The organism is Streptomyces sp. NPDC085937, assembly GCF_044540535.1.
Lineage (GTDB): Bacteria > Actinomycetota > Actinomycetes > Streptomycetales > Streptomycetaceae > Streptomyces.
The window spans coordinates 15,004-39,955 of record NZ_JBITSH010000017.1 but is presented as its reverse complement, the minus strand read 5'-3'; the positions used below and the strand labels follow the sequence as shown (position 1 = coordinate 39,955).

The following is a 24,952-nucleotide window of genomic DNA, read 5'->3' as shown; positions in this document are numbered from 1 at the left end:
GCGACAGTCACCGCACGTATGACCGATAGTCGGTTTCCCTTGGCGTACTGTAATCTGCCGACCGCCGGCGCCGTCGGGAGAGCAACTCGGCGGACGCCCCACCGCGAAGAGAAGGAGCACCCGTGACGACCTCGCCCGCACCCGCGCCCGCCCCGGCGGCTGATGCTTCCATCTACGCGGCACTGATGCGGTTCCCGTACGAGCAGTGGCTGGACGCCCCGGCGGCGGCCGCGCATGTAGAGGACGTGGGACTACCTCGTGAAACCTTGCGCCTGGTGATCCGCGCCGGCCGCCGACGTGGTCTTCTGCTTACGAGAAGGGAACCCGATCGGCGCGGGTTCTACGTGATGCGAGTCGCCGGAAACGGCGGCCGCGCCAACGCCTGACTGATCTTTTGGATAACGGGCCTGGGCGCCTCTCCCTCCTAGCCAGCCGCGCCGCGAGGCGCGTGGCCTGTGCGCGAAAAGCACTTAGGGGAAGGAGGGGCGCCCAGGCCCGTTATCCGAAGACATGTGGTGGGTAGTAGCGTGGCACATTCTCACCGCTCATCGTGGGACAGGAGCTGCCGTGTCTGACTCGTTCACCGCGACCGCCGCGGCGCTGAGTGAGCAGGTACGCAGAGCCCGCGGCCGCCGCGACGAGAAGCGCGCGCACCGGGCACTGCAGGAGCTGCTCACCCTGTACGTACAGCTGGGCAACCGCGAGGTGGGCACGCTCCAGGAGCAGAACGACTACATCGTCGCCCGGCACCTGGGCCAGCTCCCCGAAGCCTTACAGGACCTGGGCGTCCGCCCGGACGACCTGCCGGAGCCCCCCGGCCGCCGGCGCCCCGCTCCCCCGGCCGTCGACCCGGAACGCATCGCCTCCCACCTTGCCCACGTCGGAGCCCCCGACGACGAGCCGCACGACCGATTCGTCGTGCAATACCGGCCGGAGGACGACAAGCGGTTCAAGGGCCGACTGTGCCCCTGGGCCGTCATCGACACCAGCGACGGTCTTCCTGTCGCCTGGTACTACGACAAGGACTTCGCCGAGCTGACCGCCGACGCGGTGAGCCAGCTCCGCCGCCCCGAGGACTGACCGCCCGCCCCGGACTGGGGCGGGCCTCAGCCGACGGCGTCGTCACAACGCCAGCTCGGGGACCCGGGAGCAAGCCGGGCAGAGATCCCCCTTCGCCTCGACGGGCACCCCGCACAGCCCGGCGCGGCCCTCACACTCGTACCGTCGCCGCACCACGGGATCCGAGTCCGCCGTGTACCGCGGAGGCGTGGGAGTCTCCTCGCTCTCCGCCGCACGACGGGGGCCGGGAAGCGGTGAGTCCAGCGCGTCCCGCAGACGTTTGGCGATGACCGCGCTCACGTCCTTGCGAAGGGGCTCCGGCAGAGGCCGTGTGAGCAGCTCCCACAGAACCTCGTCCTTCCAGCCACGCGCGAACAGCTCGTCGACGACCGTCCCCTGATCCCGCAAGGGCTTGCCGGTGATCATCAGGCGGGGGTGCTGGTTGCCGAGCTCCTGGAGGAAGCGCACCCCTTCGGTGCGGGGTACCTCCTGCTGCTGGGGGGCCATCTCTCCGTCCGTCCGTCCTTCCGTCTGGAGGATGCGGGTGGAACCTACGGAGGGACGGACGGTTCCGTGAGGGTTCTCTGGTGGATCACTGACGGTTAGTGGCTCATCTTGACCCCAGGTCGGGCTCAGGTTGACCCCGAGGTCGGGCTCATCTTGAACCGGGGTCGGGCTCATCTTGAGCCCAGGGTCGGGCTCATCTTGAGCCATCAGCAGGTCAAAGGGGGGTTCGGTGTTGTCCACAGGGTCGGGCTCATCTTGAGCCGTCAGCAGGTCAGCGCGTCGTGCGGTGCGCTTGGGAGCCTGCTTCTTCTTCTTGGTCGGCACCGGTACGTCGTCGCCGAACGTGAGCTTCTCGACCACGTTGTCGTCGTACTCGGTGCGCTTGCGACGCATCGCCGCCAGCAGTTCGAGGTTGACGCGCGTCAGGTTCGAGATCGGCTCGCCCGTCCGTGGGTCGACACGGCGCATCGAGGCGATCAGCTTCTTGTCGATCAGCCTCTTCTTGACGCGCTTGACCGTGGCCGTGGACGTGCCGCAGTCGTCCGCGAGACGCTGCTGCCCCGGCCAGCAGTAGCCGTGATCGTCGGTTCTGTTGCAGTAGGCGATCAGCAGCAGCTTCTCGGGCCCGTCCAGCCCTTCGGCTTCAAGCACCATGGCGATGTGCTTGATGGTCACGCCGGGACACCTGCCGTTTCTGCCAGGAGCAGGCGCTCGATGGAGCTGATGTCGGCTGGGATGTCGAGCGCGACGCCGATGTGGGTAGTGCTCATGAGAACTCTCTCTGTCGTACAGAGAGCAGGAACCGCGCATCGCGGATATCACAGGTGGGCACGGAAACGAGTGGTCCGCGCCGAGCAGCCTGTATGCTCGATGCCAAGCAGTCCCTACCCCCTTTGGCGAGGAACTGGGTAGGAAGATTGGGGCGTCGACCGGGCCAGGTTGGCGCCCCTTCTGCGTTTCTGCCGCTACTTTCGGTGTTGGCGATCACACCTTACACCCGCGTCATCCCGACGGTAGGATGGATGGCATGACGACACCGAAGATGCCCGCAAGGAGCAAGGTCAGCATCACGCTGCCTCCCGAACTCGAGCAGCGAGCCAAGGAAGCCGGCGGCTCCAACTTCTCGGCCTACGTGGAGCAGGCCCTCGAGGAGAAGCTGCTGAACGACGGGATGCTGGAGTACGCCCGCCTGCGTGCCCGAGATGCTGCCGACGACGTGTTCGAAGCCTCCGAGGCAGACATCGAGGCCGCTGCGTGAACCAGATCCAGCGGGGGGCGGTGTGGCGTATCCCCACCGTGGGCCGTGAGCGGACCGTCTTGGTCATCGAGAACAACGCGGTGATCCGGCTGCACCCGGGCGGCATCCTGTGCGCCTTGATCCAGGAAGCAGACGACGCTCGGGACACCCTGGTCACCGTTCCCGTCGAGAACCCTGTGCGCGGTGTCGTCATGGCTCCTGACATCGCAGCGTTCCGCCCCGTGCGCTTCGAGCAGGGCAAACTCGTGGGCTACCTCTCTGCCGCGGACATGGAACGCGTCGACCGTGCGGTTCGTGCGGTCCTTGACCTGTAGGACCACGTTGTCGTCTCGCCCCCGCCGGGCTCCGGTCGGGGGCGTTGTCATGCCGGGACCGCGGCCCAGGTGACCCGGCCGCCGTGGTCGCCGGCGTGCTGGCCCACTTCGGCGGCAAGGCGGTGCACCAGGTACAGCCCCGGCTCAACCTCGGGTGCGGGCAGCCGGCTGTCCATGTCTCCGATCGACACGGTGACGTGCGCACCGTCGTAGGAGATGCGGCCGGTCATCGTGGGGCCCGCCTGGTGGCGGGCGGTGATGTCGATCAGTTCCGTTGCGACCGCCTGCACGTCCTTGCGCGTCTGGTGGGCGTTCGGCACTCCGTCGAGCAGACGGGGCAGGGCCAGGGAGACGGCAGCAGAGGCGCGTTCCAAAGCCTCGGCAGGGGTGGCGGTGGGGCCCATGGCGAAGTCCACGGAGCTCTCGGTCCTGAGAGCTTCGGTGGTCCTGCCGAGCAGGCTTGTCCACTTGTGGGGTGTCGCATCGGAGAGCGTCACGGCTGGTCCGTCCCGTCGGCTACGTTGTGCGAATACTAGTTCGAATACCGTCAGCGGTCGCTGGGTCTTCGACTGGGGTTGGTGATCATGTCGGCTCTCGGTGGGGGCGATGGATGGTCCTGTGGCAGGTTCTGCGCGCGGCTACGCGGAGTGGCCGGATGGACCGCTTCCGCACATGCCGGATCTTGCAACGGCCTGGACCTTGGTGTCAACGATCGTTATCCGTTACTGAACGATCGTTTCGCGCCTGGGGGCTGACAGCGTAATGTGCACCAGACAGACGGACCATGACTGACCTTCAGGAGCGATTGGTGGCGTACTCCCTCGCCGAGACTCTTCGACGCCTGAGAGCGCATATCGGGGAGCAGGAGCTGAATCCCGAGGAGCTGGCCGATGAGACGGCTCTGCCCGTGACCGTCGTGCGGGCCCTGCTCAATGGCGACGATCCCGGGACAACGACCGTCGAGGAACGGGTGTGCTCCCGCATCAAGAACCTCTCCGACGCCCATCTGCACAAGTACGGAAAGCGGGAGGGCGACCTGGTTGCGGAGGTTCATACCCGGCTCGGCATCTCCGACGTGTGGGCGCGCAAGCTGCTCCGCGGTGAGAAGGTGCCGAACGTGACGCTGCTGCACGGCATCGCCGACTTCTTCGAGGTCGACGGCGGAGAGGCATTCTTCACCGCACCCCCGGCCGAGGCCCTGAACAGAGTCCTGCAGCTCAGGCTCAACAGGTACGAGACGCCCGAAGTCGACCCGGTCCAGGTCCTCATGGAGCGGTACGGCGTAGTCGGGTCCGACCTGCGCCTGCACGGCGCCGCCCTGACCAATGAGCAACTCGAGGCTCTCCTGGCCGGCGTCATCAAGTCCGTCATGCCGACCATCCAGCAGCAGGGGGACGCGCCGCGATGAGCACCCGCGCCATGAAGGGGCTGCTGTCGGCACTCGGCAAGGAAGCAGGCAAAGCCATCCAGCGGCCCGCCGAACCGAGGGTCGTCATGGAAGAGTTCTGCAAGGCGATGACTGCCCGCACCGGCCGGCCGATACAGCTCGTCTTTCGGTCCTTCCCGGCCGACATACCCGTCTCCGGCATGCGCCTGGACTGCGGCGACTACTCCATCATCGTCGTGGAGGAACGGGCCGTCCCCGACTCGCAACTGGTCATCCTCGGACACGAGCTGTACCACGAGGAGCAGGGAGAATGCAGCCACGGCATTTCCGCAGCGGCTCGCAGTCTCACCACGGAGCAGACCCCGGACATGCTCCAGCGGGCGGCCGAACAGATCCTGTCCAGCCAGGAAGTACCGCGCGAAGCGCTCATGGCGTTCGCCGCGCGCGCCGACTCCGCGGACGAGCACGAGGTCGAGGCCGAGACGTTCGGGCTGCTGTTCGGCCGTGAGGTCCGCACGTGGATCACCGGCCGCCACGCGAAGGGCCCCGTCACCCCCTCCACCGTTGAGGGCCGGATCGAGCTGTCGATGACCAACCGGCGAGGCCACCTCCTCTGATGAGCCTCGACGACCTCCACATCCCCTACGCCGTCCCCACCCTGCTGCTCGCCGTCGCGCTGGCGTTCAAGGCGCCCACCCTGGCCCGCGCCTGGAGGGACGCCGACGTCCGAGCAACGTCTCTCCTGCTGGGGCTGGCTACCTGCGTGTTCGTCTCCGTCACGCCGGTGAACATTCACCGCATCAACGAGGTCACCGGCGTACCGAACATCGCGGCACCGTGGACGTACTCGCTGCTGACGGCGTTCTGCGCGACCTGCCTGACGATGATCATGCGGTGGCGGGAGGAACCCTCACCGGCCCGCGACCGGCGGATGCGGCTCGTGTACGTGATCTACACCGGCATCATCGTCGGCCTGTGGGTGACGTTCCTCCTGGCCGACGTCGGCCAGGAACGCATCTACGACCTGGACACCTTCTACGCGAACACGCCCTTCATGCGTGAGCACGTGCTGCTCTACCTGGTCGCGCACATGGTCTCTGCCCTGGTTGCGGCGTACATGATCGGCACCTGGTTCTCCGCGGTGGAAAGCCGCTGGCTCAAGGCCGGACTTGTTTGCCTCCAGGCGGGATACGCCTCCGGACTCGTCTTTGACGTGGCGAAGATCGTGGCCGTCGGTGCGCGATGGAACGGCGTCGACTGGGACTTCCTCAGCACCAAGCTGGCCCCGCCGTTCGCCCTACTGGACGCCGTCCTCGTCGCCGTCGGCTTCATCATCCCCCAGGCCGGGCCGCCCCTGCAGCGGTGGATCTCCGACCGTCGCCAGTACCAGCGGCTGTACCCGCTCTGGCGTGCGCTGCGCACCATCGAGCCCTCCTCCGCCCAGGCCCGGGTCAGCCGCTTCGCACCTCTGGACCTGCGGCTCCTCCAGCGGGAACAGCACATCCACGACGCCATGCTGCGCCTCGCCCCCCACTACGACGCCGACCTGTACGAACGGCAGTTCCGCGCGGCTCGCGCCGCCCTCGGCGACGAGGAGTCGGCGCGCGGAACCGCTGGCGCAGCAGCCATCAAGGCCGCCGTCGCCTCATTCCACGAGCGGACACCACGAGAGACCACCGACCAGCCGGTCATCGGGCCCGAGATCACTGAGCACATCGAGGCCATCTCCCTCGCGATGCGCCGCCGCCCACGCCGCTCCGCCCGCCGGACCCCGACCGACAGCAGCGGCGACCTCGCCGCCACGAGCAGCGCAGAACCCAGCCGGTGACCCTCACCGGACCGACCGCCGCGAAGGAACCGCCCACCGTCACCTGATCGCCCGCACCCCTGGTGCGCCCTCGCACCGTCGCCAGCTCCCGCCAAGGGGCGACCAGAGCAGAAAGCCATGCCGAACATGTCTGAAAGCGTCTTCACCCGCCGGCCCACGGCGATAGTCATGGGCGCCAGTGCCGCCGGTCTCTTCGCGGCCGCCGCGCTCACCGAGTTCGCCGACGTCACCCTCATCGAACGCGACACCCTGCCCGACGGCCCTGAGGCACGCCGCGGTGTCCCCCAGTCCCGGCACGCACACCTCGTGTGGAGCGGCGGCGTCGACGCCTTCAACGAGCTGCTGCCCGGAGTCGTCGACGACATCGTCGCCAGCGGGGCCCGACTGGCTCACATCATGGGCGACATGGTCTCCCGCGCCCCCAACGAGGTGTGGTTCCGCCGGTTCACCTCGACCCACCACCGGAACCTGGTCTGCTCCCGCCCCCTCCTCGACTCCGGACTGCGCACCCGCGTCCTCGCCGACGAGCGGATCACCCTGCGCGAAGCCACCCACGTCGTCGGCCTCGAGGGCACCCGGGGCCGCATCACTGGCGTACGCGTCCAGGCCGGTGACCGTGAGGAGGCCCTCACCGCGGACCTGGTCGTCGACGCCACCGGGCGCGGCTCACGCACCCCGCAGTGGCTGGGCGACCTCGGCCTCCCCACGGTCACCGAGCGGGAGGTCAACGCCGGCGTCGCCTACGCCACCCGCCTCTACCGCGCCCCTGGCTCGACCGCCGACACGAACTTCCCCCTGATCAACGTGCAGGCCAACCCGGCGAAGGCGCCCGGCCAGGGCGGCATCATCCTGCCCATCGAAGACCACCAGTGGATCGTCACCCTGTCCGGGACCCGGGGCGGCGAACCCACCGCGGACCCGGACGCGTTCGTCGATTTCGCCCTCGGCCTGGGCGACCCCATCATCGGGGAGCTGCTGAAGAACGCCGAGCCCATCAGCGACGTCGCCACCACACGCAGCACCGCCAACCACCGCCGCTACTACGAGAAGATGAAGGCGTGGCCGGACGGCTACCTCGTCCTGGGCGACGCCATCGCCAGCTACAACCCCGTATATGGCCACGGCCTCACCGTGGCGGCGCAGTGCGCCATCGCTGTGCGCGACGTCCTGCGCTCCACGAACCTGACCGCGCCGGGCACCGCCCGCAGCCTCCAATGCGCCGCGTCCAAGCCGGTAGCCGCCGCCTGGGACCTGGCTGTCGGGCAGGACGCGCTCTATCCCGGCGCCGCCGACACCCCGCCCACCGCCGTCGAGCGGTTCCTGGCCGGGTACGTCGACCGGTGCGTCGAGACCGGCGCCAGCAACCCCCGCGCCCTCGGCGCGCTCCTGGACGTCATGAGCCTGGAGAAGCCACCCACCCGCCTGTTCTCGCCCGACATGGTGTGGCCCATGTTCTTCGGCCGGAAGAAGCCGCTCCTGTCCGCCGCGCCCCTCAGCGACAGCGAACGCGAAACGACCCTCACCTGACCAAGATCATTCTTGCCCAATTGGGCAACTCCCGGGCCCCGTACGAGTGACGTGCGGGGCCTTATCACGCACCACGCCCGGTACCGATACGGGATCGCTGACCGAAACGACGCAACGGTCTGACTATCGTCCCTCCCATGACGACACCACGAGGGGACACCAGTCCGGACCCCACCGCACCCGCTCGAGAGACACGCACCCTCTGCGTGACCAACTACAAGGGCGGCGTCGGCAAGACGACCACGATCATCAACCTCGCCGGCGCCCTCGCCTACTACGGCAAGCGCGTCCTCGTCGTCGACGGGGACCCACAGGGCAACGCGACCGACGGATTCCGGGTCGAAATGCTCGATGAGGACGAAGGCCCCACACAGGGCACCGTCGTCATCGACGGCTCGGACCCCCACCCGCTGGTGGCGAAGCCGTTCGACAACATCCACGTCCTCCCCGCCGACCTGGACATGATCTATCTGCCGTCCCGTCTCCGTGAGACCGAGGGCGGCGAGTTCCGGTACGCGCGCATGCTGCGCCACTTCCACGGCGAGTACGACATCATCCTGATCGACCAGCGGCCCGCCATCGACACGGACACCAACGCGCAGGCCGTGGCAGCGGACTCGGCCATCATCCAGGTCGACGTCGACCGCTGGGCCATGAAGGCAGTCACCCGACAGCTCGCCGCGCACCTCAAGGTGAACGACGCCCTCGGCCGCCCCGCGGACGCGCTCAAGCACCTGGGCCTGATCATCGGCAAGGTCACCAAGCCCATGGGCGCCTTCGACCAGGCCGTCTACAGCAAGCTGCAGCAGCATCCGCGCCTCCCCTACCTCGGCGAGATCCCGATCCGCTCCGCCGACCTCAAGGAGGCCCGGGAAGAGGGCAAGCCCGTGCAGTTCTTCCGTCCCCGTTCGGACACAGCAGGGTTCTTCCGCGACATCGCCGTCAAGGCCGGCCTGGTGGAGGCAGCGTGAGCAAGAAGTTCGACGTCGAGTGGGACGACGACGAGAAGCCTAAGGAGACCGCGGCCGCTCTGTCCCGCACCGAGCAGCGGGTGACGACCGAACGGCAGAAGACGGTCGAGCAGCAAGTCACCGCCGCCGTCGAGGCCGCCAAGCCCGGCCTGCACAAGATCCCCGACCCGGTCGAGCCCGCCGGGGAGGGCGCGCTCACCGACGAGGAACGCAAGCGGTACGAGGAGTGCCTCGAGGGCGTCGACCTCGGCAACACGGCCTGGTTCATCCAGGGCAAGGCACTCGACACGATCGCCACCGGCCGGCTGTTCCGCGACACCCCACACAAGCTCGAGCCCGAGCGGAACTACCGCACGATCGAGGAGTGGGCGCCCCTTGAGAAGGGCATCTCACTCAGCCAGTGCGGCAAGCTACGCGCCGGCTGGGAGATCGGCGAGGTCCTCGCCGCCCGCGGTTACCAGGTCAACCCGGGCCAGGTCCGCGAGCTCGTTCCCGTCAAGAACGCGTACAACCTCAACGCCGCCGTCGCGGTGTACGTCCTGGTCGCCGAGAGCGTCGGCACCGGCAAGGTCACGGCCGAACGGATCCGCGACACCGTCAAGATGCTGCCGGGCGACCTCGAGCTCGACCAGGACGACGACGTCGACACCCTGGCGAAGACCATCCAGGGCGTGCTCGTCGACGAGATCCAGCCGCAGGTCTCCCGCGCGATCCCGCCCGCGGTGACCCGGGCCGTCGACAAGCGGGCCATCAACATCGCGGACGCCCTCAACCGGCCCCGCATCCCCCGCTCCGAGGTCACCCTCCGGCTGATGGAGGCGTTCGCGGACCCGGACGACTCCACAGTCTTCGATGCGGTCCTCGAGCGGATGAAGGCCGCGGAGAAGGCCGCCAAGAAGGCCCTCGACTAGACGCACCACCCACCAAAGCGCGGAGGCCCGGTCATAGGTGGTGACCGGGCCTCCGCGCGTGACTTCACGGGCAGGATACGGCAGTTACCGCCGGCGCGGGCAGGTCATACCGTCCGCAGCCGGGCCCGCGGAGCTGCCAGACTCACACGCCAGCGCGTCGGCTCGCTCGCCGGTTCCCACCGCGGCCCGTCGCTCCCCTTCACCGGCTGAGCGCGCTCAGGCCGCTCACCGGCCCACTCCCACTGACTGATGATGACGTCCGGGTCGACGACCGCCTCGACGACGGGCCACACCTGAAACGGGATGGTCTTCCCGAACTCGGCGAGCAGCTCCTCGGAGTCCTCGCCCAGGCCCTCGAACAGGCCCCGCACCGTGGCCATGGACCCGTGCGCCAGTTCGCGGCTGGACGCCAGAAGCGTCGGCCGGTCGAGCAGCACGGGGTGCGGCTGGAGGCCCTCCCAGGTGCCGTCCGTGTCCACCACCAGGCGCAGCTCCGGCCGCCCGTTGTTCGCGTCGTGCTCGAGGTGGATGAACACCCCCAACGGCCACCGCAGCGGGCCCGCCTCCGTCGGCCGGTCCGCCTGGGGAAGGGCCACATACACGCAGTGCTGGGGCAGGCCGTCGACGAACCGTTCGGCGCCCAGCACCGGATCCACGGGGACGTTCGGCGCCCGCCACAGCCGGGTGACGTGTGCGTCCTGGGCGTCCGGCTCCAGCCAGTACACGCCCTTCGTCAGACGCCACGCCGCCAACGCCCCGAGCCGCCCCATGTCAGCGGTGCGGGAGTCGGTGGCCGTGAGCCGGTTGGAGCCACCGCCCGACACCACCGCGTACGACGCGCCCAGCGGAAGCCAGCACCAGTCCGGCCAGTCCGGCATGCCCGGGGCGCCCTTCTGACGCACCATGCGGTTGAGATGCGCGAAGCCCTCCGGGTACCGCTTGCGCACCTCGGCCAGGTACCGCTTGGTGCGCTTCCCGGCCAGGGCAAGCACCGTCTCGGCATCATCGCCGGCCTGCGGGACCAGACCGCGGCCCGAGCTACCCATTCCGTTCCTCGTCTCTGTAGATACTGGGGCGGGGTGGAGCCGCTACCTTCGGCTCCACCCCGCTCACTCTTCCGCACCGCACCGACAGGCACGGTGCGCTTCGGTCACTCCAGACCGGCCGCGACCTCTTCCACGGCCGGCTGGAGCTGCTCCACGTAGTCGTCCACGTCGTCGGCGTCGGGGTCGTCGCCGAGCGCGTCGACGACCTCGTGCCGGTGGACGATGACCTTGGAGTGGTGGACGTACGCCGACACCCACACGTCGGGCTCCAGTTCCCCGCCCTCATCGTCGGGCCCGGCCTTGAGGTACAGGACCGGGTCCTCCCCGGTAGCGGCGAGGAGCTGCTCGATGTCGGCACGGATGATGACAGGGGTGTTCATGGCAGGGGCCTTCCACGGTGCGAGAGGTTGACGGATCGCCGCAGCGCGACGCATCCCCGCCACGCGGGGAAGAACCAGGCCCAGGCCCGGCAAGAGACCCCGCCATTGCGGGGATGAACGACGCGCACCGGCTGATCGGCGCGCCGTGCTTTCCACGATATCGACGGCGGCCGCCCCGCAGGGCTACTGCCGCAGGAACGGCCGCATCAGGCACCGGCGCAGCCCGAGTTCCTCCGTGCACGCGTGCGGCACGTCCTGCGGGTGAGCCCTGCGGACCGCCTCGAGCTCCTCGGCGGCCAGGCCCTCGATGTGGTCACGCCCGGCCAGGGCGGCGTTCTTCTGCGGGTAGGGCTGCCAGCCGCACGAGCACACCGCCGCACGGACCATCGGCGTCAGGGGGTATGCGTCCGGCCTGGGCAGGTTGATCGTCGGCCGGACGAGGATGTGCGGCCCCAGGTCCTCCCGCTGCAGCAGCTGCAGCAGCCCCAGCGCCCGCGCGACGTCCGCGGCCGCCACGGTGACAGCGCCCGCGATCTCCCCGCCCCGGTTGTCAATCCACCAGGCCGCGGACGTCTGGGCGAGCAGCGCCGCCTCGATGATCCCGGCCGGGTTCTCCTCGAGCTCCGGGTACTTCTCCGGCCACCAGGCCGCGGAGTCCCGCGTCTTGGCGACGGCCGCCGCGCGGAGCGTCTCCGCCCACGCCATCTGTCGCTCGCTGCCGGTCAGCGTCGGCCAGCCGGCCGCCCGCGCTGCCGCCGCGTTCTCCTCGTTCTCCTTCTGGCGCTTCTCCTCCACGCAGGCGTAGCAGTCGCTGCCCTCCATCTGCTCGAGGGCGTACTCGCGCTTCCTGTGCGGGCCGATCAGGTCCACCCGCTCCTGGTGCCCGCAGGCCCGGGTGACGGTGTACTTCGCCATGACGGCGTCCTCCCCTTCGTGGTCTGGGCGGTGCTCTCCGCCCAATCAGCATGTCGGGCGGCACTGACACCGCCCGCAGATCACGCGATTTCCATCCCGGCACGGCACGCCGAGTGGTCCCAGCCCTCGGCGACGGGGTATCCGCAGAAGCACGTTCCCTCGACCGCAGGCAGACCCCGCATACGGCGTCGCAGCGCCTGCATCAGCTCGGTCTCGTGGATCCAGCCCCGCCGGCCCACCATGTCCAGGAGTTGCCCAAGGCCGCGGTCGTACGCGTCGAACGCCACGTCCCCGCTGGGCACCGGCGCCCGGGTCGCCTCCCATGCCAGGCGCGTTCCGGTCTCGTCCTCGTGCCGGGCGACGAACCCGTAGATGCGGCTGCACCGCATCTCGTCGAGCTCGTCCAGGCGCCAGATGCTCCCATCGCGGTCGTGCCACCAAGTCGACTGGAACAGCAGCTCCGACCAGTGGTCGACGGGCGTGGGCGGCTCGTAGTCGCCAGGGTCGCAGTCGCTCAGGTCGACACCGAACCAGTCATCCACGGGACCGGTTCCTGCCCGTGCGTTCGTGCAGCTCCTCGCGGGCGGCCTGCCAGTCGTCGGGGCTGGGCGGCAGGATCTGCAGCGCGCCGAGGACGGCCCGCAGGATCGTGCCCGGGTCGGCGCCCGGCTCGCCGGCGGCGCCCTCGATCGCGTGCCACGCCCGGTCGTGCTCGGCCGGGGTGAGCACGTACGGCTTCCGCGCGGCGGCGGCAATGCGCTGCTGGGCGAACTGCGCCGTGCTGGTGAGCGCGCGGCGCAGCTCCGGCAGTCGGGCGGTGAGGACGACAACGCGCACCGCGGCGGTCGCCCCGTACTGGTCCTCGAGCCGGGCCGCCTCGAACGTGGTCCACGTGCTGCCCGGCAGCACGGTCAACGTCTCGCCGGTGTGGTCGGTGACCTGGTGCTGCGCGCTGTCGCTGAGCGCGGCATCGAGGCCGGTGACCTGCTCGAGCGTCAGCCACACGTCCACCAGGTCGCCGCCGTGGGCGAGGTTCTCGGCCGAGACCCACACGTGCGGCTCCCCGGCCTCGGTGACCGCGGTGCGCAGGGTCAGACGATGGTTCTGGCCGTCGGTGTACTCGTACGGGTAGGTGAGGCGGTCGTGGGCGTCGGGAGCACTGGTCATGGTCTTCTCCTGGTGGGGTGGTCAGGCGGGGCGGGGGACGGACAGGGACGGGATGTCGAGCGGCCACGGCCGGCGGCGGACGGACTCGGTGCGGTCGGCCTTCCAGCGGCCGGAGTTCGGCTTGCGGCGGCGGGGCGTGACGTTCCATCGCATGGCGGTGCCTTCCTGGGCGGAGGATGGTCAAGCGGCTTCGGTGTCGGTGGGGTTGGGCACGAGACGCAGGTGACGCGGGCGGCCTGCGCGCTTGCGGTCGCGGCTGCGTTCCCGCTTGCGCTCCGAGGTCTGGTCCGGCAGGTGCCAACCGTGCTGGGCCTGGTCCAGGGCGGCGCGGCGTGCGGCCTGCTGCTCCGGGGTCGACGGCGCGGCCGGCGTCTTGCGGGCCCGGCTGTCGTCGGGGCGGCCGAACCTGCCGGTCGGGATGGCTTCGTTCATGAGGCGCTCGTACGGCGTCGTCATCTCGCATCTCCTGCCGGGTCGAACGGGGCGGTGACCGGGGCCGGGCGCGGAGGGCGCCCGGCCCGGGGCGGGCTACTCGGTGGGGGTGCCGCCGGTGCCGCACTCGCACTTGTGGGCGCACCGCTCGCAGTCCTCGCAGACCTGGTGCGGGCAGCAGCCGCACGGCAGGCGGCGGGTGGGCGGCAGCGTGCAGTGGTGCGCGCGTCCACCGTTGAGCGCGGCGTTCAGCTCGTCGTCGGCCTGCTTCTTGGCGGCGAGAGCCTTGACGCACGCCTGGCACGTCACCTCGGCGTCGGGGGCCTCAAGGCTGGACTCCTTGTCGCGGGGGAAGTACGCCCCGCACGCCCCGATGTTGCCGATGCCGTCGTGCATCTGCCGGGTGGCGTGCACGGCGCGGCCGCGCGTCCCCTTCTTCCGGCTCGGGTAGCCGTGCGGGTCCTGGCGCTCGAGCTCGGCCAGGGCCTGGCGCACGGCGTCGGCGTCGGCGTCGCTCCGGATACCGACGGCGCGCAGCGACCGGCATGGCCACGGCACCTGACCGCCGATGGTGTGCTCGCTGCTCCGGCACTCCGGCCGGTGGCTGCCCTTGCAGAGCTTCGGCCTGCCACAGCATCCGTGCCGGGGGTTGTCGGTCTTTGGGTGCAGGGCGAGCATCGCGCCCTGGAGGCGCAGCGTGCCCACCGCGGCGGCGGCCCGGACGGCGTCCTCGTGCGCGTCGAGGAGCGCCTTCGCCTCCTCGTGGAAGACGGGCCCGCCGGCCTCCGGGGCGACGAGCTGGTTGAAGATCGGGCGTCGGGTGTTCTTCACGCTCGGGTCGGGGGCCTGCCCGCCCAGCTCGTCGGCCTTGCCGTCCAGCCGCAGCGCGGAAACGAGGATGGCGTCATGCGTAAGCGTGTGGGCCGTGCTCGGCAGCTCCAGCTCGGTGCGGCGCAGGTACCGCGCGGCCCGGCGCAGGGCGGGGATGTCCTTCGGGGTGAAGTCGAGGGGTTCCATCGGTGTCCTTCCAGGGACAGGGGTTGCGGGAAGTGCCGGGCGCATGGGGGAACGTCGCGCCACGGCGGGCTGTGTCAGAACCGGGGTCCGGGGCGCGGTGGGGCGCCCCGGGGAGCTGCTGCGGGTCAGGCGGCGAGCAGGAGCTGCGGGTCGTCCGGCAGGGAGTTGAGGAGCTGGTTACGCCAGGCGCGGGCGTACTTCGGGCAGTTGCCGCAGTGCACGTGCTTGCCCACGCAGCCGGGCATCGGGGCCCGGTTCACGGCGTTGTACGACCAGGCGAGCGAGTCGGAGCTGTAGAGCTGGTGGGCGACGCGCCGGAGACCGGTCTTTTTGAAGCCGAAGCCGTGCAGGCGGACGCCCATCCCCCAGATCGTTTCGATGATCCGGGCGGCTTCGTCGGTCTGCTGCAGGCGGCACACGGAGCCGATGCCGACGACCGGTTCGAGGGTGAGGTCGACGCCGACCTGGTCGTACAGGTCGATGCACCGCAGGTAGTCGTCGAGGGTGCGGCCCTGGATCACCGGCATCCACGGCAGGTCGGCGTCCAGCGACATCAGGTTCAGGAACGACGCCACCGTCTTGAGCTGGTGGTCGGCGATGGTGCGGCCGGTCTTGGCGAGGATCTCGTCCTCGCACATCCAGTCCTGGATGGCGCACATGTCCATCAGGCCGATCTCGTCGTAGTACCGGCGGGCCGCTTCCGCGTAGTGGTACGGGGACACCGTCCACTCGCCGTACTTCGACAGCTCCGTGAAGCCGCCGGAGTCGAGCATCCACGGGGTGACGGCGCGCGGCATGGTCTTGCGGCCGTCGAGCCGCTGGTGGGCGACGCACAGCGGGATGCAGTCGTTGCCGAACTCTTCGCGGGCGAGCCAAGAGGGCTGGTGCGTGCCCAGGTAGGTCACGCGGTCGACGTCGGCGAACCAGCGGCGTTCGGCGTGCACCGGGGCGGGACGCTTTGCCTTCGGCTGAGCGTTCCCCGCAGGGGTGGGAATGTCGAAGAGGGCGGCAGTAACCATGGTGTTCCTCGCTTCGTGGTCTGTCGGCGCTTGCTCTGCACCAACACCACAAACACTACACCAACGGAAATCAATTGGGGTAGGGATCGGCGAAAAACGAAACGGCGGCCGCCCACCAGGACGACCGCCGCTGTACGGACCGGCTCAGCTCTCAGGCGTCAGGAGCACCGGGGGCCGGCCGTCGTCGTAGCGCATCCGCAGCGCCCGCCCGTCCGCGTGCCGGTCCAGCCGCATCCCACGCTCACCGAGTGCCTCGGCCACCCGGCGCGCCACCTGCTCGCCGGGCACGGCCTGGTCCTCGTCGACGTTCCCGACCGTGACCCGGTAGGTCGCCCCCTGGTCGACGATCCGGGCGGCCATGCGGGGGCGCTGGTGATCTGCGTATACCGGCTGTCCCACGGCCTCCCGCACCCACTCCCGCGGCGGCAGAGGCGGCAACTTGAGGACCTCGGGCCAGCCGTCGGCCAGCCCGATGATGATGTCCGTCACGGGCCCGCGCTTCCGCCGGGCGGGCGTGCCGTCCATGCGGAGCCGGTCACCGGTCACCCACACCACGCCGGACGCCACGTCGGGCGACATGCGAGCACTGGTCACGCGGAACAGGTACGGCCGGCTGTCCGGAATCCCCGACAAGGCCCCCGTCACCGTGATGGTCCGGCCCACCAGCGCGCGCACCGCCTCCGGCTCCGCCTCAAGGTCTACGGGCTGTTCGAGCATCGTCATCTCTCCATCGGGAACGGTGGGCGGGCGTACAGGGGTGGTACGGGCCCGGGGGCGCGCGGGGGCCCTCCGGAGCGGCCGTCAGCGGTACCAGTGGCCGAACTGGTTGCGGGCGGTCACGTACATCTCCGCGTGGTCCTGGTCGTGCCAGTCGCTCGGCGGCAGCGCGTAGCGGACGACGGCGCCGAACCGGCAGGTGGATACGACGGTCGCCGTGTCGCCGTCGTGAAGGGTGATCACGTCGCCGGGCTCCAGCCCCAAGTAGTCCGGCGTGGGCATGCTGGCCTCATCCCTCCACCAGGCGCCCCACGCCTTCGGCCCGGACGGGGGCACCGGCAGCGGGGGGAACTGGTCGCCGGGCCGGTGGTCGACGGCCGCGGCCGTATTCGCCTTCGGGCTGTAGAGGTGCTCCCGGTCGTACGCGGCCGGGACGCTCGAGACGGGCAGCTCCCCCAGCGCGAGGGGCCTGCGTCGGCGCGTCGGCCTCACGGCCTCGGCGGGGGGGAGTTCGAAAAGGGTGATGGTCTGCATGACAACGTCCTCAAGAGCGGGAGCGGGTGGAGGCAGGCGGTGAAGGCCGGGCGCAGCAGCGCACCCGGCGAGGCTCGCGGGTCAGAGGGTGCGCACGAGGGCGGCGGTCGCCTCCTGGCGGTGGATCCGGGCCTGGTCGAGCGCGAACATGCGCCGCTCAAACGTCCCCGCCCAGCCGCGGCACGTGCAGCTCGCCGCGCTGGTGCCGTCGTAGATGGTGCCCCCGCGTCTCCCGCCCTTGTTCAGGCCGATCGCGTTGAGGCCAACGTCCATGGGCTTCACGTACCCGAGCGGCTCGCCGGTACGGGTGCGGTGGTCCTTGGCGTGCAGTGCCAGCCGTGCCGAGAGGGAAAGACGAACCGGGGTACGGGTCTCGGGCAGGTAGCCGTTGGACGTCGACGGGTACGGGGTGCCGAGGACGACCAAACTGCGGTCCACGAGCCGCTTCGATGCGGTCGGCGGAATGCTTTCGAGGCCGGCACAGATCCGGCCGTTGCGGGACCGGAAGATGTCCACGGCGTCGGTGACCAGGTAGGCGTCACGGGCGGCGATGGCGTCCAAGGCGCCGCGCATGGTCGGTGTGATGCTCCCCAGTGGGGTGAGCGGCTCAAGGTCGATCTTGCGCGTGCGCATGATTCCGCCCTCCCACATCCGCCGCTCGATGATCGCGCCGCCCCGGCGGGTGGCCTCCACGGCGCAGTGCTCCCACCTCTCGGCCCGCCGGAGCAGCGACAGGGCGTGCGCCTCGGTAGCGGTACCGGTGCTGCTTGTGCCGTCGGTGCGGGTGATTGTCGTACGGAACATGCGGGTTCTCCTGATCGGGGATGTGGAACGGGGAAGGGACGGTCAGGGGCGCAGCGGGGGCCGCGCCCCGGGCGGGGGAGCTGTCAGGCGGCCGTGGTGAGCGTGCGGCGGGAGGGAAGGGGGGCGGGGCGCCGTGCTGCGCCCCGCCCGGGGGTGGTCAGTCGCCCAGGTACCGCTTCGCGGCCTCGCCCGGGGTCAGCTCCTCGCCGCCGGGGAGGACCCAGCGCAGGGCGCCCGCGGTCTTGCTGAACGCCATGCCGCCCGGGGCTCCGGACTCCCGCAGGCGCGTCGGAATCGACTTTCGGGTGACTCCGGCGGTGACCGTGATGGTGCGGCCGTTGCTGGTGGTCGACGACACGACCCGGGGTGCGGGGGCCTTCCGGGGGAGTCCGCGCAGCTCCCCGACGGGGACGGACAGTTCAGAGGAGCGCAGCCGGCGCAGGCCCACGCCGCCTTCACGGCGGGACACGGGACCGGCCACCGGGTCGGCCTCCACCACCTTCATCGCCTCGGTGCGGGTCTCCCCGCCCTGCACGCGGGCGACTTCCCGGCCCTCGCTGTCCACCACGGACCACACCTGGGTCAGTTCGCCCTGCGGCTCCGAGAGCGGCGCGGGGATCGGGTGCAGGTCCGCCAGAGCAACCCGGATCATCTCGCCGTTGAGTCGGCCGCTGACCGCGTCGGCCTTGCCGTCGGCGTCCGGGGCGGACTTGACGATGACGACATCGCGCGCTCCGCCCTCGGGCACGTAGACGGCCGTGGAGTCGACGGGGAACTGCTCGGCGAGCGTCGGCCCGGCGGGCTTGTCCTCGACGACCGTAGCCGGGGTGGCCTCGTACCGCTCGGCGTACGGGTTGGTCGAGCGGGGCGCCCGCACGGCCTTCGCGTACAGCTGCTGGGAGCTGTAGCCGAAGTGCACGAACCCTTCGCCCTTGCCGAAGTCCCCCCAGGTGATCCACCGGATGGGACGGCCGCCCTTGGTGAAGGTGACTTCCTCGCCGGTGCCCGGGTGGACGGTGCGGTACGTGGTCTTGGCGCTGGCCATGATGCGTTCTCCTGGAGTGGTGAGACGAGACGGGGAGGGTGCCGGGGCGCGGCGCGTACGGTCGCGCCCCGGCGAGAGGGACCGGACCGGTCAGATGACGTCGGTGACGTCGTAGAAGCTGGCCAGGCCGCACCGGAACCGCTCGCGGTCGAGCGTCAGGGTGGGGTCGGCGAACTCGGCGAGTACGGCGGTCTCGTACGCGGACTCGGCCACGGGGCGGTGCACGTGGTCGGTGGCCCAGTAGCCGTTGATCGACCAGTAGTCGACGGCGTACCGCGTCCACTGGGAGACGGGGTCGATGTACTTGACGAGCCGGACGAACAGGTCCGGGGTGCCGTCGGCGCCGTTGATGACCGACTCCCGCAGCGTGTCCCCGCCCAGGATGTTGAAGACGTGCACGGGGTGCTGCTGCGAGGGGATGGCGGTCGGCGCCGCGTGGTGCAGCACGGTGCGCATCGGCCCGTACTGCGCGGTGAGCTCCTCCAGGGGCTTCACTGCAAGGGAAACGTTCACGAGGGGTGTTCCTCCCTTTGTGGTCTGGCGGGTGCTCTCCCGCCAACATGAAGAATAGTACACCAAGGGAAATGACGGGAAGGGGTAGCTCCGAAAAAATGGGGGAGGTTCCCCTGGGATTCCCGACGGCTGACCGTTCGGGAGGGTCCCGGGGGTGACGCGGGGGAGCGGTCAGGCCACCGGGGCGTACCGCCGGCGGTCCGTACTCACCTCCGGCCAGATGCGCTCAGCGGCGCCGGAACAGGCGGGCCAGCCAGCACGGGCGGCGACGGCCGGGACGCACCCCCCGCTCGTACGCCCGGACCATCGCGGCCACCGTCTCCGGACTCGGGGACTGATGCCACTCGGTGAACAGCCGCACCCCGTCGCGCAGCTCCCCGTACGGGCGCTCGAGGAACAGGGACGCGCCACCGTCCTTGTACCGCCAGACCATCCAGACACGGTCCGTGTCATACCGGCGCACGTAGACCTCGGACGGGGACGCGGGCGGCAGCTCCAAGAGCCGGGCGACCGCGTCGGTGAACGCGACGAACGTACGGGTGGGCCCGCTGGGGAGATGGGAGCGAAGCCACGGGGGCAGGGACATGACGAGCTGAGCCTTCCTGGGAGCGCCTCGCAGCGCCCGGCCACACAAGGACGCCGGGGAGCTGCTGGCAGGGCGGGAGAGCAGGACTGGGAACGTCAGGAGACGGCCGAGGGCTCCGTGGCGGCGGGCGGCGACATCACGTCCCCCAGGAGGGACCGGAGGCCCTCAACGGTGCCGCAGAACTCGGCGAGGAACTGCACCTGCGCCGCGGCCCCCTGGTTGTTCACGCTGCTCGCCCGCGCGTCGGCCTCGTCGTGGACTTCCTCGTACGCGTCGTCATCGCTCAACTCCGGGTGCGCGCCGCCGTTGTACTCGTCGGCCCCGTCCTCGTTGGCGGCCTCGTACACGACTTCGTCCAGGTCGCCCTCCCCGATGCCGAACTCCGCCACCAGGGAGTCGGCTTCCTCGTCGGAGACGACGGGGGCGTGCTCCTCCTCGGCCGGGGGCGTCACGTCCACCCGCAGAGCGCGCCGCGTCGCCGTACGCCGGCTCTCGACCCGCCACACCGTCCACCCCGCGTCGCGGAACACGCCGGCGACACGGTCGAGGGCCTCGTTACGGGCGGCCCGCACGGTACGCGTCTGCCTCGACCGCATACCGCGCTCATCCTGCGCCCCGTCGATGAACCAGGAGACTTTCAGCATCCGACCGGCGCCGGGCCAGATGAACGCCCCCTGCGGCCCCTGGGAGCTGTGCCACTCCCGGTACAGCAACTTCCGGCCCGGCACCGTCGCCACGGCGACACCGGCCGCCCGCAGGATCTCCAGAGCGGCCACCACCCCCGGCGTCCGCGCGTACTCACCCATGACGCCTACCGCGTCCGCCTCCACCGGCCGTACAACCGTCGGCGTGCTGCTCATCAGGCTCTCCTCTTCGTGGTACCGGCGTGCTCTCGCCGGAGATTGCGCCGGGCACGCCCGGCTTGCGTCACCGCCTGGAACGGCGTCTGACGCGGGTTTCTGGACTTTCTGGACCGTCCACACGCGCGCGGGCGCATATGGGGCCGCTGGGGGCGCCGCCCGACCCTTCCCGGCCGGGCGGCGCCCCTGCGCGGTCAGTGCCGGACGGGGAACGGCTGGAGCCGGTACGAGGTCGTGCCACTCGTCGGCTGGATCTCCACGCCTTCGAGGGACTGCCAGACCTTCGAGCCGGAGCGCAGCGATTCGACGATGAGGCTCAGCGCGGACTCGCGGGCCACCGTCAGGTACTCCGCCTTCTCCGGCTGAAAGGTGTGGCGGATCCACTTCTCGCCGTCGCCGAGGATGGCAGCGGCCTGCTGCTCCTTGGTGGAGCGTCCGCCGCTGCACGGGCCGTCACCGTTGGTGGCGTACGGGGTGCCGCAGCCGGGGCAGAGGTCGGCGGAGTAGTCGGCGATCCGGGCGGCGGGGGTGTACCGGGCGGCCTGGCGGCCGTTGGACAGGTAGACGGTGCCGTCGTCGTCCAGGGTGGTGCGGGCGCGGCCGGGGGCGTTGTCCAGGGTGCTGCGCAGCGCGTGGGCGACCTGGCCGCGCGTCATGGTGCACCCGTCGTCGTGGTTGGGCAGGGTCCAGATGCCCGCGTCGCGGAGCTGAACGACGTAGGCGGTGTGGGTGAGGACGTCGGCGGGGGTGCGCAGCTCCTGCCGGGTGATCTGGCGGCCCGGCATGCCGTCGAGGACGGAGAGGCCGGCGGGGATCGGGTCGGCGGCGAGGACCTCAGCGGCCGGGCGCGGGACCGGGGCGGTGCCGTACAGCCGCTGGAGGGACTCCACGGTGACCATCAGGTGGTGGAACGGCGCGAAGACGCGGGCGTCGCCCATGACGCTGTCGGCGGGGGTGCGGGTGGTCCAGGTGACGCTGACCCACGGGGAGGGGCCGTTGAACGCGGTCACGGTGTCGACGGTGCGGTCCTCGAGGCGGACGGCGGCGATCACGTCCATGCCGGGCCGGATCATGTCGGCGCGCACCGGGACGGCGGTGCCGTCGGCGACGGCGGCGTACGTTTCGGCGTACTGGGCCATCAGGCCGTCGTCGATGGGGCCGGTGAGTTCCCGCACGGTGGGGCGCTGCGCCTGGACGGTGAGGGTCTCGCCCTTGTGGGCGGGGCGCAGCTCCACGGTGCCGCGCTGGCGGTTCTTGTAGACGATGCGGGCCCAGCCGCGCGTCTCGGACATCTCGCGGACGTCGCTCCGGCCGCCCATCATCGCGTGGTTGATCTCGGCGAGGGCGTCGCGGGTGGGGATGAGCACGGGCGTGCCGCCGTTGATGCTGCGGAAGTGGTAGCGCTCGGCGGCGGGTGCGCCGGCGGTCTGCTCGCCGGTCGTGGGGACATAGCGGCGGTTGTCGCTGACGATGGCGCGGGCGTCGTCCTGGTGGACGTGCCAGCCTCGGAAGCGGCGGTTCTTCACGATGGTGCGGACGTGCGCGGCGGGGATGCCCTCCTTGCGGAGCTGTCCGTCGATGTAGAGGGCGTGGGGGGCGTCGACGACGTCCTCGGGCTGGGGCGCGGTCTCGCGGGCGTACCGGTTGGAGTCGCGGCCGAGTGTCTCGATGTGGGCGCGGACGGCGCGCAGGGTGCGCAGCTTCCGCTGGTCGGACGTGCCGTAGGCGGTGGCGTCGTCCAGGCGGCCGCGGCCGGCCTTCTTGCTGCGGGTCCAGAGCATGGTCAGGGTGTCGTTGCTGATGGCGCGGCCCAGTTCCGTACCGGCGTACGCGGTGGGGACGGGGATGGAGATGCGCACGACGTGCGCGGTGATCGTCTCGCGGTCGGTGGTTTCGACCGTGACGGTCAGGCCGTACGCGGTTCCGAGGGTGATCAGTTCGTCCGCGTTCTTGATGCCGGTCAGGGGGGTCTGGTCGCTCATGGGGTGCTCCTCGCTTCGTGGTTGCCGGGGATGCTCGCCCCGGCCCCGCCTTAGTGGCGTGTGCCGACCGTACAGCCACCCCTCAGAATGCGCAACCAATGGAAACGGTGGGGTGTCGACTCGTGAGGGAAAGCGGCTGATGGGGCGGCATTTTCGCGGGAATTCCGGCTGTAGGGGTTGCGCAGCCTTTCCCTAGGTGTACTGTTCTCTTAGCGGTTCACCCCGCCGCCCCGGAGAGCACCGGGGCCACCACGAAAGCGAGGAACACGACATGCCCGTGACCCTGGACAAGACCGACCGCCGCTTCACCGTCGTCTACACCGACGGACCGGTCGCCGGTCTTGAGATCCGTCGCGTCCTGCCGGACGTCGTCCGCGTCGGCGACCCCACCAACGCGGCGTGGGTCTCCCTGCGCGACACCGGCCTTGACTGGTTCTCCGTCGCCGCCGTGAGCGTCGGCGACGCGCTCCTCAAGGGACGCGCGGAACTCGCCCAGGACATCGCGGCCGACTGGGCGTTCCAGGGAATCGAGATCGGCGACGAACACACCCCCGCCACGTACTTCGCCGACGTCCTGGTGAACGTCGCCCTCGCGTAACCGACCCGCACCGCCCGCCACCCCCCGGCGGGCGGTGCGCCCCGCCCCCGGGCCGGCTGTCCGCCGGAACGGGCGCAGGGCGCACCGCCCCACGGCCCCGGAGAGCACCGGGACCCGCCACCACGAAGCGAAGGAACACCCCGTGAAGCACTTCCCCCGCATCCTGGCCCGCCGCCCCCGCCCGGCGTCCCTCTTCGCCGCCGGTCTGGCCGTGGCGCTCCTCGGCACCCTGGGCGCGCTCACCGCGTCCGACGCCACCATGGACGACTTCCGGGCCGACCGGCAGGCGACCGTGACGAGCGGCCAGGCGGACGCCCTCGGCGACGACAACCGTGACGGCCGCATCGACGAGGACGAGAGCGGCTGGGACTGCCGCACGATGGGCAACCGCCAGTGCGGCACCGCCTCCCTGTGCCGGGGCGAGGTCGAGTTCGCCGACGTGTGCGCGACGGTAGCCGCCCGCCCGGCCTACGCCTGGACCGACGACAACGGCACCCCGCACAGCGTGCCCAGCGGCCGGGAGCTGCTCGCCCAGGTCGACGCCGAGCCGGGCACCGAAGAGTTCGCCGCCGCCCTGTTCGCCCTCGACACCCAGTGGGTCCAGCACAACGAGAACTGACAGCCCGTCGCCCCCGGCCGGGGCGCACCTGCCGCGCCCCGGCCCCTGCTCCCCTGAGAAGAGGCCACCGTGTCCCTGCCCCGCCACATCCCCGCCAAGCACATCGACCAGCTCCGCGCCGCGCTCACGGCCGCCGGGGTGACCTTCCCCGAGACCCTCAAGCCCGGCTCCCGCATCGCGTACGCCGTCGAGCACCAGGGCCACACCTGGGAGCTGCGATACGTCCTGTCGCACGGCGGTGAGGCGCTGTGGAAAGTGACGGGACCGGGCCCCGACTACGAGTGGGGACCGGGCCGGCTGACCTCGGAAGTGGCGGACGCGATCACCGCGCCCGTGCCCGAGCCGGAGCCCGAGCCGGTCGACCCGCACCCGTCCGCGCCCCGTACGCACCTGGGGTTCGAGCTGCCGGAGTTCGTCCGCGCCGAGTGGGACAGCCCGCGCGCCGAGTGGTTCCGCCTCGGTCTCGCCGTGGCCGTCGGCAAGCTCCCCGACACCCGCCCCCGCGCCTAGCAGCTCCCCCCGCCCGCCGGGGCGCGCCCCTCGCCGCGCCCCGGCCGCCCGCACCGCACAGAGACAGGAGAGACCCCGTGAGCACTGCCACAAGCCCTCAGGGCCGCGACTGGACCGCCATGCGCCGGGCCGACTTCGACGAGGGCGCGCCGCTCGCCCTGGTCGACGACGACGCCGTCACCCGCCGCGTGGAGGCCGTGCCGGACGAGTACGGCACGGCACCGTTGTTCGGGGAGGCACCGGCCCCCAGCCGCGCCCCCCGGACCCGGAGGCCGGCTGTCGGGGCCGCGCCCCAGGACGACGCCCTGTTCTGACCACGGGAACAGTACGCCGACGGCAAGACATCCGGTCGTGAGCGATCCGGCCGGACGTGCTGCCATCTGCTAGAACACAGGATTTTTTCAGGCAGGGTGTTCCCTTCGGTGTTTCCTCTGGTGTACTATTTC

At 70.7% G+C, this 24,952-nt stretch carries 33 protein-coding genes; 14 read left to right on the top strand and 19 right to left on the bottom strand.

Translation table 11 applies throughout. The features are described 5' to 3' along the window. The first annotated feature begins 122 nt into the window (after positions 1–122). On the top strand, positions 123–386 hold the full coding sequence (locus ACIF8S_RS28470; RefSeq protein WP_400002830.1) for a hypothetical protein: 264 nt from the start codon (positions 123–125) through the stop codon (positions 384–386). Between the two features lie 181 nt (positions 387–567). Beyond that, on the top strand, positions 568–1,080 hold the full coding sequence (locus tag ACIF8S_RS28465) for a hypothetical protein (RefSeq protein WP_400002828.1): 513 nt from the start codon (positions 568–570) through the stop codon (positions 1,078–1,080). 42 nt (positions 1,081–1,122) lie between these two features. On the opposite strand, the gene ACIF8S_RS28460 is transcribed toward ACIF8S_RS28465, so the two are convergent. Continuing rightward, positions 1,123–2,241: a helix-turn-helix domain-containing protein gene (locus tag ACIF8S_RS28460; protein ID WP_400002826.1), complete on the bottom strand. Its 1,119-nt coding sequence runs from the start codon at positions 2,239–2,241 to the stop codon at positions 1,123–1,125. Between the two features lie 352 nt (positions 2,242–2,593). On the opposite strand from ACIF8S_RS28460, the gene ACIF8S_RS28455 reads away from it, so the two are divergent. Both ACIF8S_RS28455 and ACIF8S_RS28450 read left to right on the top strand, forming a co-directional pair. After that, positions 2,594–2,824 carry a hypothetical protein gene (locus ACIF8S_RS28455; protein ID WP_400002824.1) on the top strand — a complete coding sequence of 77 codons (231 nt, stop codon included), beginning with the start codon at positions 2,594–2,596 and terminating at the stop codon, positions 2,822–2,824. Beyond that, on the top strand, positions 2,821–3,138 hold the full coding sequence (locus tag ACIF8S_RS28450; protein ID WP_400002822.1) for a type II toxin-antitoxin system PemK/MazF family toxin: 318 nt from the start codon (positions 2,821–2,823) through the stop codon (positions 3,136–3,138). The genes ACIF8S_RS28455 and ACIF8S_RS28450 overlap by 4 nt, the downstream gene beginning before the upstream one ends. 47 nt (positions 3,139–3,185) lie before the next feature. Here ACIF8S_RS28450 and ACIF8S_RS28445 read toward each other — a convergent pair whose 3' ends face one another. Beyond that, on the bottom strand, positions 3,186–3,635 hold the full coding sequence (locus tag ACIF8S_RS28445; RefSeq protein ID WP_400002820.1) for a hypothetical protein: 450 nt from the start codon (positions 3,633–3,635) through the stop codon (positions 3,186–3,188). A gap of 287 nt (positions 3,636–3,922) precedes the next feature. Here ACIF8S_RS28445 and ACIF8S_RS28440 point away from each other — a divergent pair, with 287 nt between their 5' ends. The 6 genes from ACIF8S_RS28440 (at position 3,923) to ACIF8S_RS28415 (ending at position 9,762) form a co-directional block, all read left to right on the top strand. Then, on the top strand, positions 3,923–4,546 hold the full coding sequence (locus ACIF8S_RS28440; RefSeq protein WP_400002818.1) for a hypothetical protein: 624 nt from the start codon (positions 3,923–3,925) through the stop codon (positions 4,544–4,546). Next, positions 4,543–5,142 carry a toxin gene (locus ACIF8S_RS28435; RefSeq protein WP_400002816.1) on the top strand — a complete coding sequence of 200 codons (600 nt, stop codon included), beginning with the start codon at positions 4,543–4,545 and terminating at the stop codon, positions 5,140–5,142. Before ACIF8S_RS28440 ends, ACIF8S_RS28435 begins: the two co-directional genes overlap by 4 nt. Continuing rightward, on the top strand, positions 5,142–6,353 hold the full coding sequence (locus ACIF8S_RS28430) for an MAB_1171c family putative transporter (protein ID WP_400002814.1): 1,212 nt from the start codon (positions 5,142–5,144) through the stop codon (positions 6,351–6,353). Before ACIF8S_RS28435 ends, ACIF8S_RS28430 begins: the two co-directional genes overlap by 1 nt. Positions 6,354–6,479: 126 nt before the next feature. After that, positions 6,480–7,880 (top strand): NAD(P)/FAD-dependent oxidoreductase, encoded by a 1,401-nt coding sequence (locus ACIF8S_RS28425; protein WP_400002812.1) that lies wholly within the window; start codon positions 6,480–6,482, stop codon positions 7,878–7,880. Positions 7,881–8,017: 137 nt separating this feature from the next. Next, on the top strand, positions 8,018–8,851 hold the full coding sequence (locus ACIF8S_RS28420) for a ParA family protein (RefSeq protein ID WP_400002810.1): 834 nt from the start codon (positions 8,018–8,020) through the stop codon (positions 8,849–8,851). After that, complete coding sequence (locus tag ACIF8S_RS28415; RefSeq protein ID WP_400002808.1) at positions 8,848–9,762, top strand: hypothetical protein; 915 nt, start codon at positions 8,848–8,850, stop codon at positions 9,760–9,762. The genes ACIF8S_RS28420 and ACIF8S_RS28415 overlap by 4 nt, the downstream gene beginning before the upstream one ends. 104 nt (positions 9,763–9,866) lie before the next feature. On the opposite strand, the gene ACIF8S_RS28410 is transcribed toward ACIF8S_RS28415, so the two are convergent. From ACIF8S_RS28410 to ACIF8S_RS28330, 17 genes are all read right to left on the bottom strand, one after another. Next, positions 9,867–10,808: a hypothetical protein gene (locus ACIF8S_RS28410; RefSeq protein ID WP_400002806.1), complete on the bottom strand. Its 942-nt coding sequence runs from the start codon at positions 10,806–10,808 to the stop codon at positions 9,867–9,869. 104 nt (positions 10,809–10,912) lie between these two features. Continuing rightward, entirely contained in the window at positions 10,913–11,188 is a 276-nt protein-coding gene (locus ACIF8S_RS28405) for a hypothetical protein (RefSeq protein ID WP_400002804.1), read from the bottom strand. Positions 11,189–11,371: 183 nt separating this feature from the next. Further along, complete coding sequence (locus ACIF8S_RS28400) at positions 11,372–12,103, bottom strand: hypothetical protein (protein ID WP_400002802.1); 732 nt, start codon at positions 12,101–12,103, stop codon at positions 11,372–11,374. A gap of 80 nt (positions 12,104–12,183) precedes the next feature. Continuing rightward, positions 12,184–12,645, bottom strand: a complete 462-nt coding sequence (locus ACIF8S_RS28395; RefSeq protein ID WP_400002801.1) for a hypothetical protein — start codon at positions 12,643–12,645, stop codon at positions 12,184–12,186. After that, the gene (locus tag ACIF8S_RS28390; RefSeq protein WP_400002800.1) at positions 12,638–13,270 is read right to left on the bottom strand and encodes a hypothetical protein; all 633 of its coding nucleotides are present in this window, start codon (positions 13,268–13,270) and stop codon (positions 12,638–12,640) included. The genes ACIF8S_RS28395 and ACIF8S_RS28390 overlap by 8 nt, the downstream gene beginning before the upstream one ends. Before the next feature lie 21 nt (positions 13,271–13,291). Beyond that, entirely contained in the window at positions 13,292–13,423 is a 132-nt protein-coding gene (locus ACIF8S_RS28385; protein WP_400002799.1) for a hypothetical protein, read from the bottom strand. Positions 13,424–13,450: 27 nt separating this feature from the next. Continuing rightward, positions 13,451–13,726, bottom strand: coding sequence for a hypothetical protein (locus tag ACIF8S_RS28380; protein WP_400002797.1), 276 nt, complete (start codon positions 13,724–13,726; stop codon positions 13,451–13,453). 72 nt (positions 13,727–13,798) lie between these two features. Then, on the bottom strand, positions 13,799–14,719 hold the full coding sequence (locus ACIF8S_RS28375) for a hypothetical protein (RefSeq protein WP_400002795.1): 921 nt from the start codon (positions 14,717–14,719) through the stop codon (positions 13,799–13,801). 125 nt (positions 14,720–14,844) lie between these two features. Then, positions 14,845–15,738, bottom strand: coding sequence for a hypothetical protein (locus ACIF8S_RS28370; protein ID WP_400002793.1), 894 nt, complete (start codon positions 15,736–15,738; stop codon positions 14,845–14,847). Positions 15,739–15,882: 144 nt separating this feature from the next. Continuing rightward, positions 15,883–16,461, bottom strand: a complete 579-nt coding sequence (locus tag ACIF8S_RS28365) for a hypothetical protein (protein ID WP_400002792.1) — start codon at positions 16,459–16,461, stop codon at positions 15,883–15,885. 78 nt (positions 16,462–16,539) lie between these two features. Continuing rightward, positions 16,540–16,989 (bottom strand): hypothetical protein, encoded by a 450-nt coding sequence (locus ACIF8S_RS28360; protein WP_400002791.1) that lies wholly within the window; start codon positions 16,987–16,989, stop codon positions 16,540–16,542. Positions 16,990–17,070: 81 nt separating this feature from the next. Then, the gene (locus tag ACIF8S_RS28355) at positions 17,071–17,793 is read right to left on the bottom strand and encodes a hypothetical protein (RefSeq protein ID WP_400002789.1); all 723 of its coding nucleotides are present in this window, start codon (positions 17,791–17,793) and stop codon (positions 17,071–17,073) included. A 157-nt stretch (positions 17,794–17,950) separates the two neighbouring features. Continuing rightward, complete coding sequence (locus ACIF8S_RS28350; protein WP_400002788.1) at positions 17,951–18,838, bottom strand: hypothetical protein; 888 nt, start codon at positions 18,836–18,838, stop codon at positions 17,951–17,953. 90 nt (positions 18,839–18,928) lie between these two features. After that, the gene (locus tag ACIF8S_RS28345) at positions 18,929–19,351 is read right to left on the bottom strand and encodes a hypothetical protein (protein WP_400002786.1); all 423 of its coding nucleotides are present in this window, start codon (positions 19,349–19,351) and stop codon (positions 18,929–18,931) included. 226 nt (positions 19,352–19,577) lie between these two features. Then, positions 19,578–19,937: a hypothetical protein gene (locus ACIF8S_RS28340; RefSeq protein WP_400002784.1), complete on the bottom strand. Its 360-nt coding sequence runs from the start codon at positions 19,935–19,937 to the stop codon at positions 19,578–19,580. A gap of 95 nt (positions 19,938–20,032) precedes the next feature. Beyond that, positions 20,033–20,797, bottom strand: a complete 765-nt coding sequence (locus tag ACIF8S_RS28335) for a hypothetical protein (RefSeq protein ID WP_400002782.1) — start codon at positions 20,795–20,797, stop codon at positions 20,033–20,035. A 194-nt stretch (positions 20,798–20,991) separates the two neighbouring features. Next, positions 20,992–22,779, bottom strand: a complete 1,788-nt coding sequence (locus tag ACIF8S_RS28330; protein ID WP_400002781.1) for a hypothetical protein — start codon at positions 22,777–22,779, stop codon at positions 20,992–20,994. Positions 22,780–23,050: 271 nt separating this feature from the next. On the opposite strand from ACIF8S_RS28330, the gene ACIF8S_RS28325 reads away from it, so the two are divergent. From ACIF8S_RS28325 to ACIF8S_RS28310, 4 genes are all read left to right on the top strand, one after another. Then, positions 23,051–23,377 carry a hypothetical protein gene (locus tag ACIF8S_RS28325; RefSeq protein ID WP_400002780.1) on the top strand — a complete coding sequence of 109 codons (327 nt, stop codon included), beginning with the start codon at positions 23,051–23,053 and terminating at the stop codon, positions 23,375–23,377. A 142-nt stretch (positions 23,378–23,519) separates the two neighbouring features. Continuing rightward, a complete protein-coding gene (locus ACIF8S_RS28320; RefSeq protein ID WP_400002778.1) occupies positions 23,520–23,996 on the top strand; it encodes a hypothetical protein in 477 nt (158 codons plus the stop codon). A gap of 69 nt (positions 23,997–24,065) precedes the next feature. After that, positions 24,066–24,506, top strand: a complete 441-nt coding sequence (locus ACIF8S_RS28315; protein ID WP_400002777.1) for a hypothetical protein — start codon at positions 24,066–24,068, stop codon at positions 24,504–24,506. A 77-nt stretch (positions 24,507–24,583) separates the two neighbouring features. Continuing rightward, complete coding sequence (locus ACIF8S_RS28310; protein ID WP_400002775.1) at positions 24,584–24,820, top strand: hypothetical protein; 237 nt, start codon at positions 24,584–24,586, stop codon at positions 24,818–24,820. The last annotated feature ends 132 nt before the right edge of the window (positions 24,821–24,952 follow it).

Coding starts and splice junctions, on each gene's coding strand:
- ACIF8S_RS28435 (WP_400002816.1), top strand. CDS start 4,543: ATGAGCACCCGCGCCATGAAGGGGCTGCTGTCGGCACTCGGCAAGGAA.
- ACIF8S_RS28440 (WP_400002818.1), top strand. CDS start 3,923: ATGACTGACCTTCAGGAGCGATTGGTGGCGTACTCCCTCGCCGAGACT.
- ACIF8S_RS28390 (WP_400002800.1), bottom strand. CDS start 13,270: ATGACCAGTGCTCCCGACGCCCACGACCGCCTCACCTACCCGTACGAG.
- ACIF8S_RS28330 (WP_400002781.1), bottom strand. CDS start 22,779: ATGAGCGACCAGACCCCCCTGACCGGCATCAAGAACGCGGACGAACTG.
- ACIF8S_RS28380 (WP_400002797.1), bottom strand. CDS start 13,726: ATGACGACGCCGTACGAGCGCCTCATGAACGAAGCCATCCCGACCGGC.
- ACIF8S_RS28335 (WP_400002782.1), bottom strand. CDS start 20,797: ATGAGCAGCACGCCGACGGTTGTACGGCCGGTGGAGGCGGACGCGGTA.
- ACIF8S_RS28365 (WP_400002792.1), bottom strand. CDS start 16,461: ATGACGATGCTCGAACAGCCCGTAGACCTTGAGGCGGAGCCGGAGGCG.
- ACIF8S_RS28425 (WP_400002812.1), top strand. CDS start 6,480: ATGTCTGAAAGCGTCTTCACCCGCCGGCCCACGGCGATAGTCATGGGC.
- ACIF8S_RS28385 (WP_400002799.1), bottom strand. CDS start 13,423: ATGCGATGGAACGTCACGCCCCGCCGCCGCAAGCCGAACTCCGGCCGC.
- ACIF8S_RS28370 (WP_400002793.1), bottom strand. CDS start 15,738: ATGGTTACTGCCGCCCTCTTCGACATTCCCACCCCTGCGGGGAACGCT.
- ACIF8S_RS28420 (WP_400002810.1), top strand. CDS start 8,018: ATGACGACACCACGAGGGGACACCAGTCCGGACCCCACCGCACCCGCT.
- ACIF8S_RS28355 (WP_400002789.1), bottom strand. CDS start 17,793: ATGTTCCGTACGACAATCACCCGCACCGACGGCACAAGCAGCACCGGT.
- ACIF8S_RS28455 (WP_400002824.1), top strand. CDS start 2,594: ATGACGACACCGAAGATGCCCGCAAGGAGCAAGGTCAGCATCACGCTG.
- ACIF8S_RS28405 (WP_400002804.1), bottom strand. CDS start 11,188: ATGAACACCCCTGTCATCATCCGTGCCGACATCGAGCAGCTCCTCGCC.
- ACIF8S_RS28375 (WP_400002795.1), bottom strand. CDS start 14,719: ATGGAACCCCTCGACTTCACCCCGAAGGACATCCCCGCCCTGCGCCGG.
- ACIF8S_RS28350 (WP_400002788.1), bottom strand. CDS start 18,838: ATGGCCAGCGCCAAGACCACGTACCGCACCGTCCACCCGGGCACCGGC.
- ACIF8S_RS28430 (WP_400002814.1), top strand. CDS start 5,142: ATGAGCCTCGACGACCTCCACATCCCCTACGCCGTCCCCACCCTGCTG.
- ACIF8S_RS28325 (WP_400002780.1), top strand. CDS start 23,051: ATGCCCGTGACCCTGGACAAGACCGACCGCCGCTTCACCGTCGTCTAC.
- ACIF8S_RS28410 (WP_400002806.1), bottom strand. CDS start 10,808: ATGGGTAGCTCGGGCCGCGGTCTGGTCCCGCAGGCCGGCGATGATGCC.
- ACIF8S_RS28340 (WP_400002784.1), bottom strand. CDS start 19,937: ATGTCCCTGCCCCCGTGGCTTCGCTCCCATCTCCCCAGCGGGCCCACC.
- ACIF8S_RS28400 (WP_400002802.1), bottom strand. CDS start 12,103: ATGGCGAAGTACACCGTCACCCGGGCCTGCGGGCACCAGGAGCGGGTG.
- ACIF8S_RS28360 (WP_400002791.1), bottom strand. CDS start 16,989: ATGCAGACCATCACCCTTTTCGAACTCCCCCCCGCCGAGGCCGTGAGG.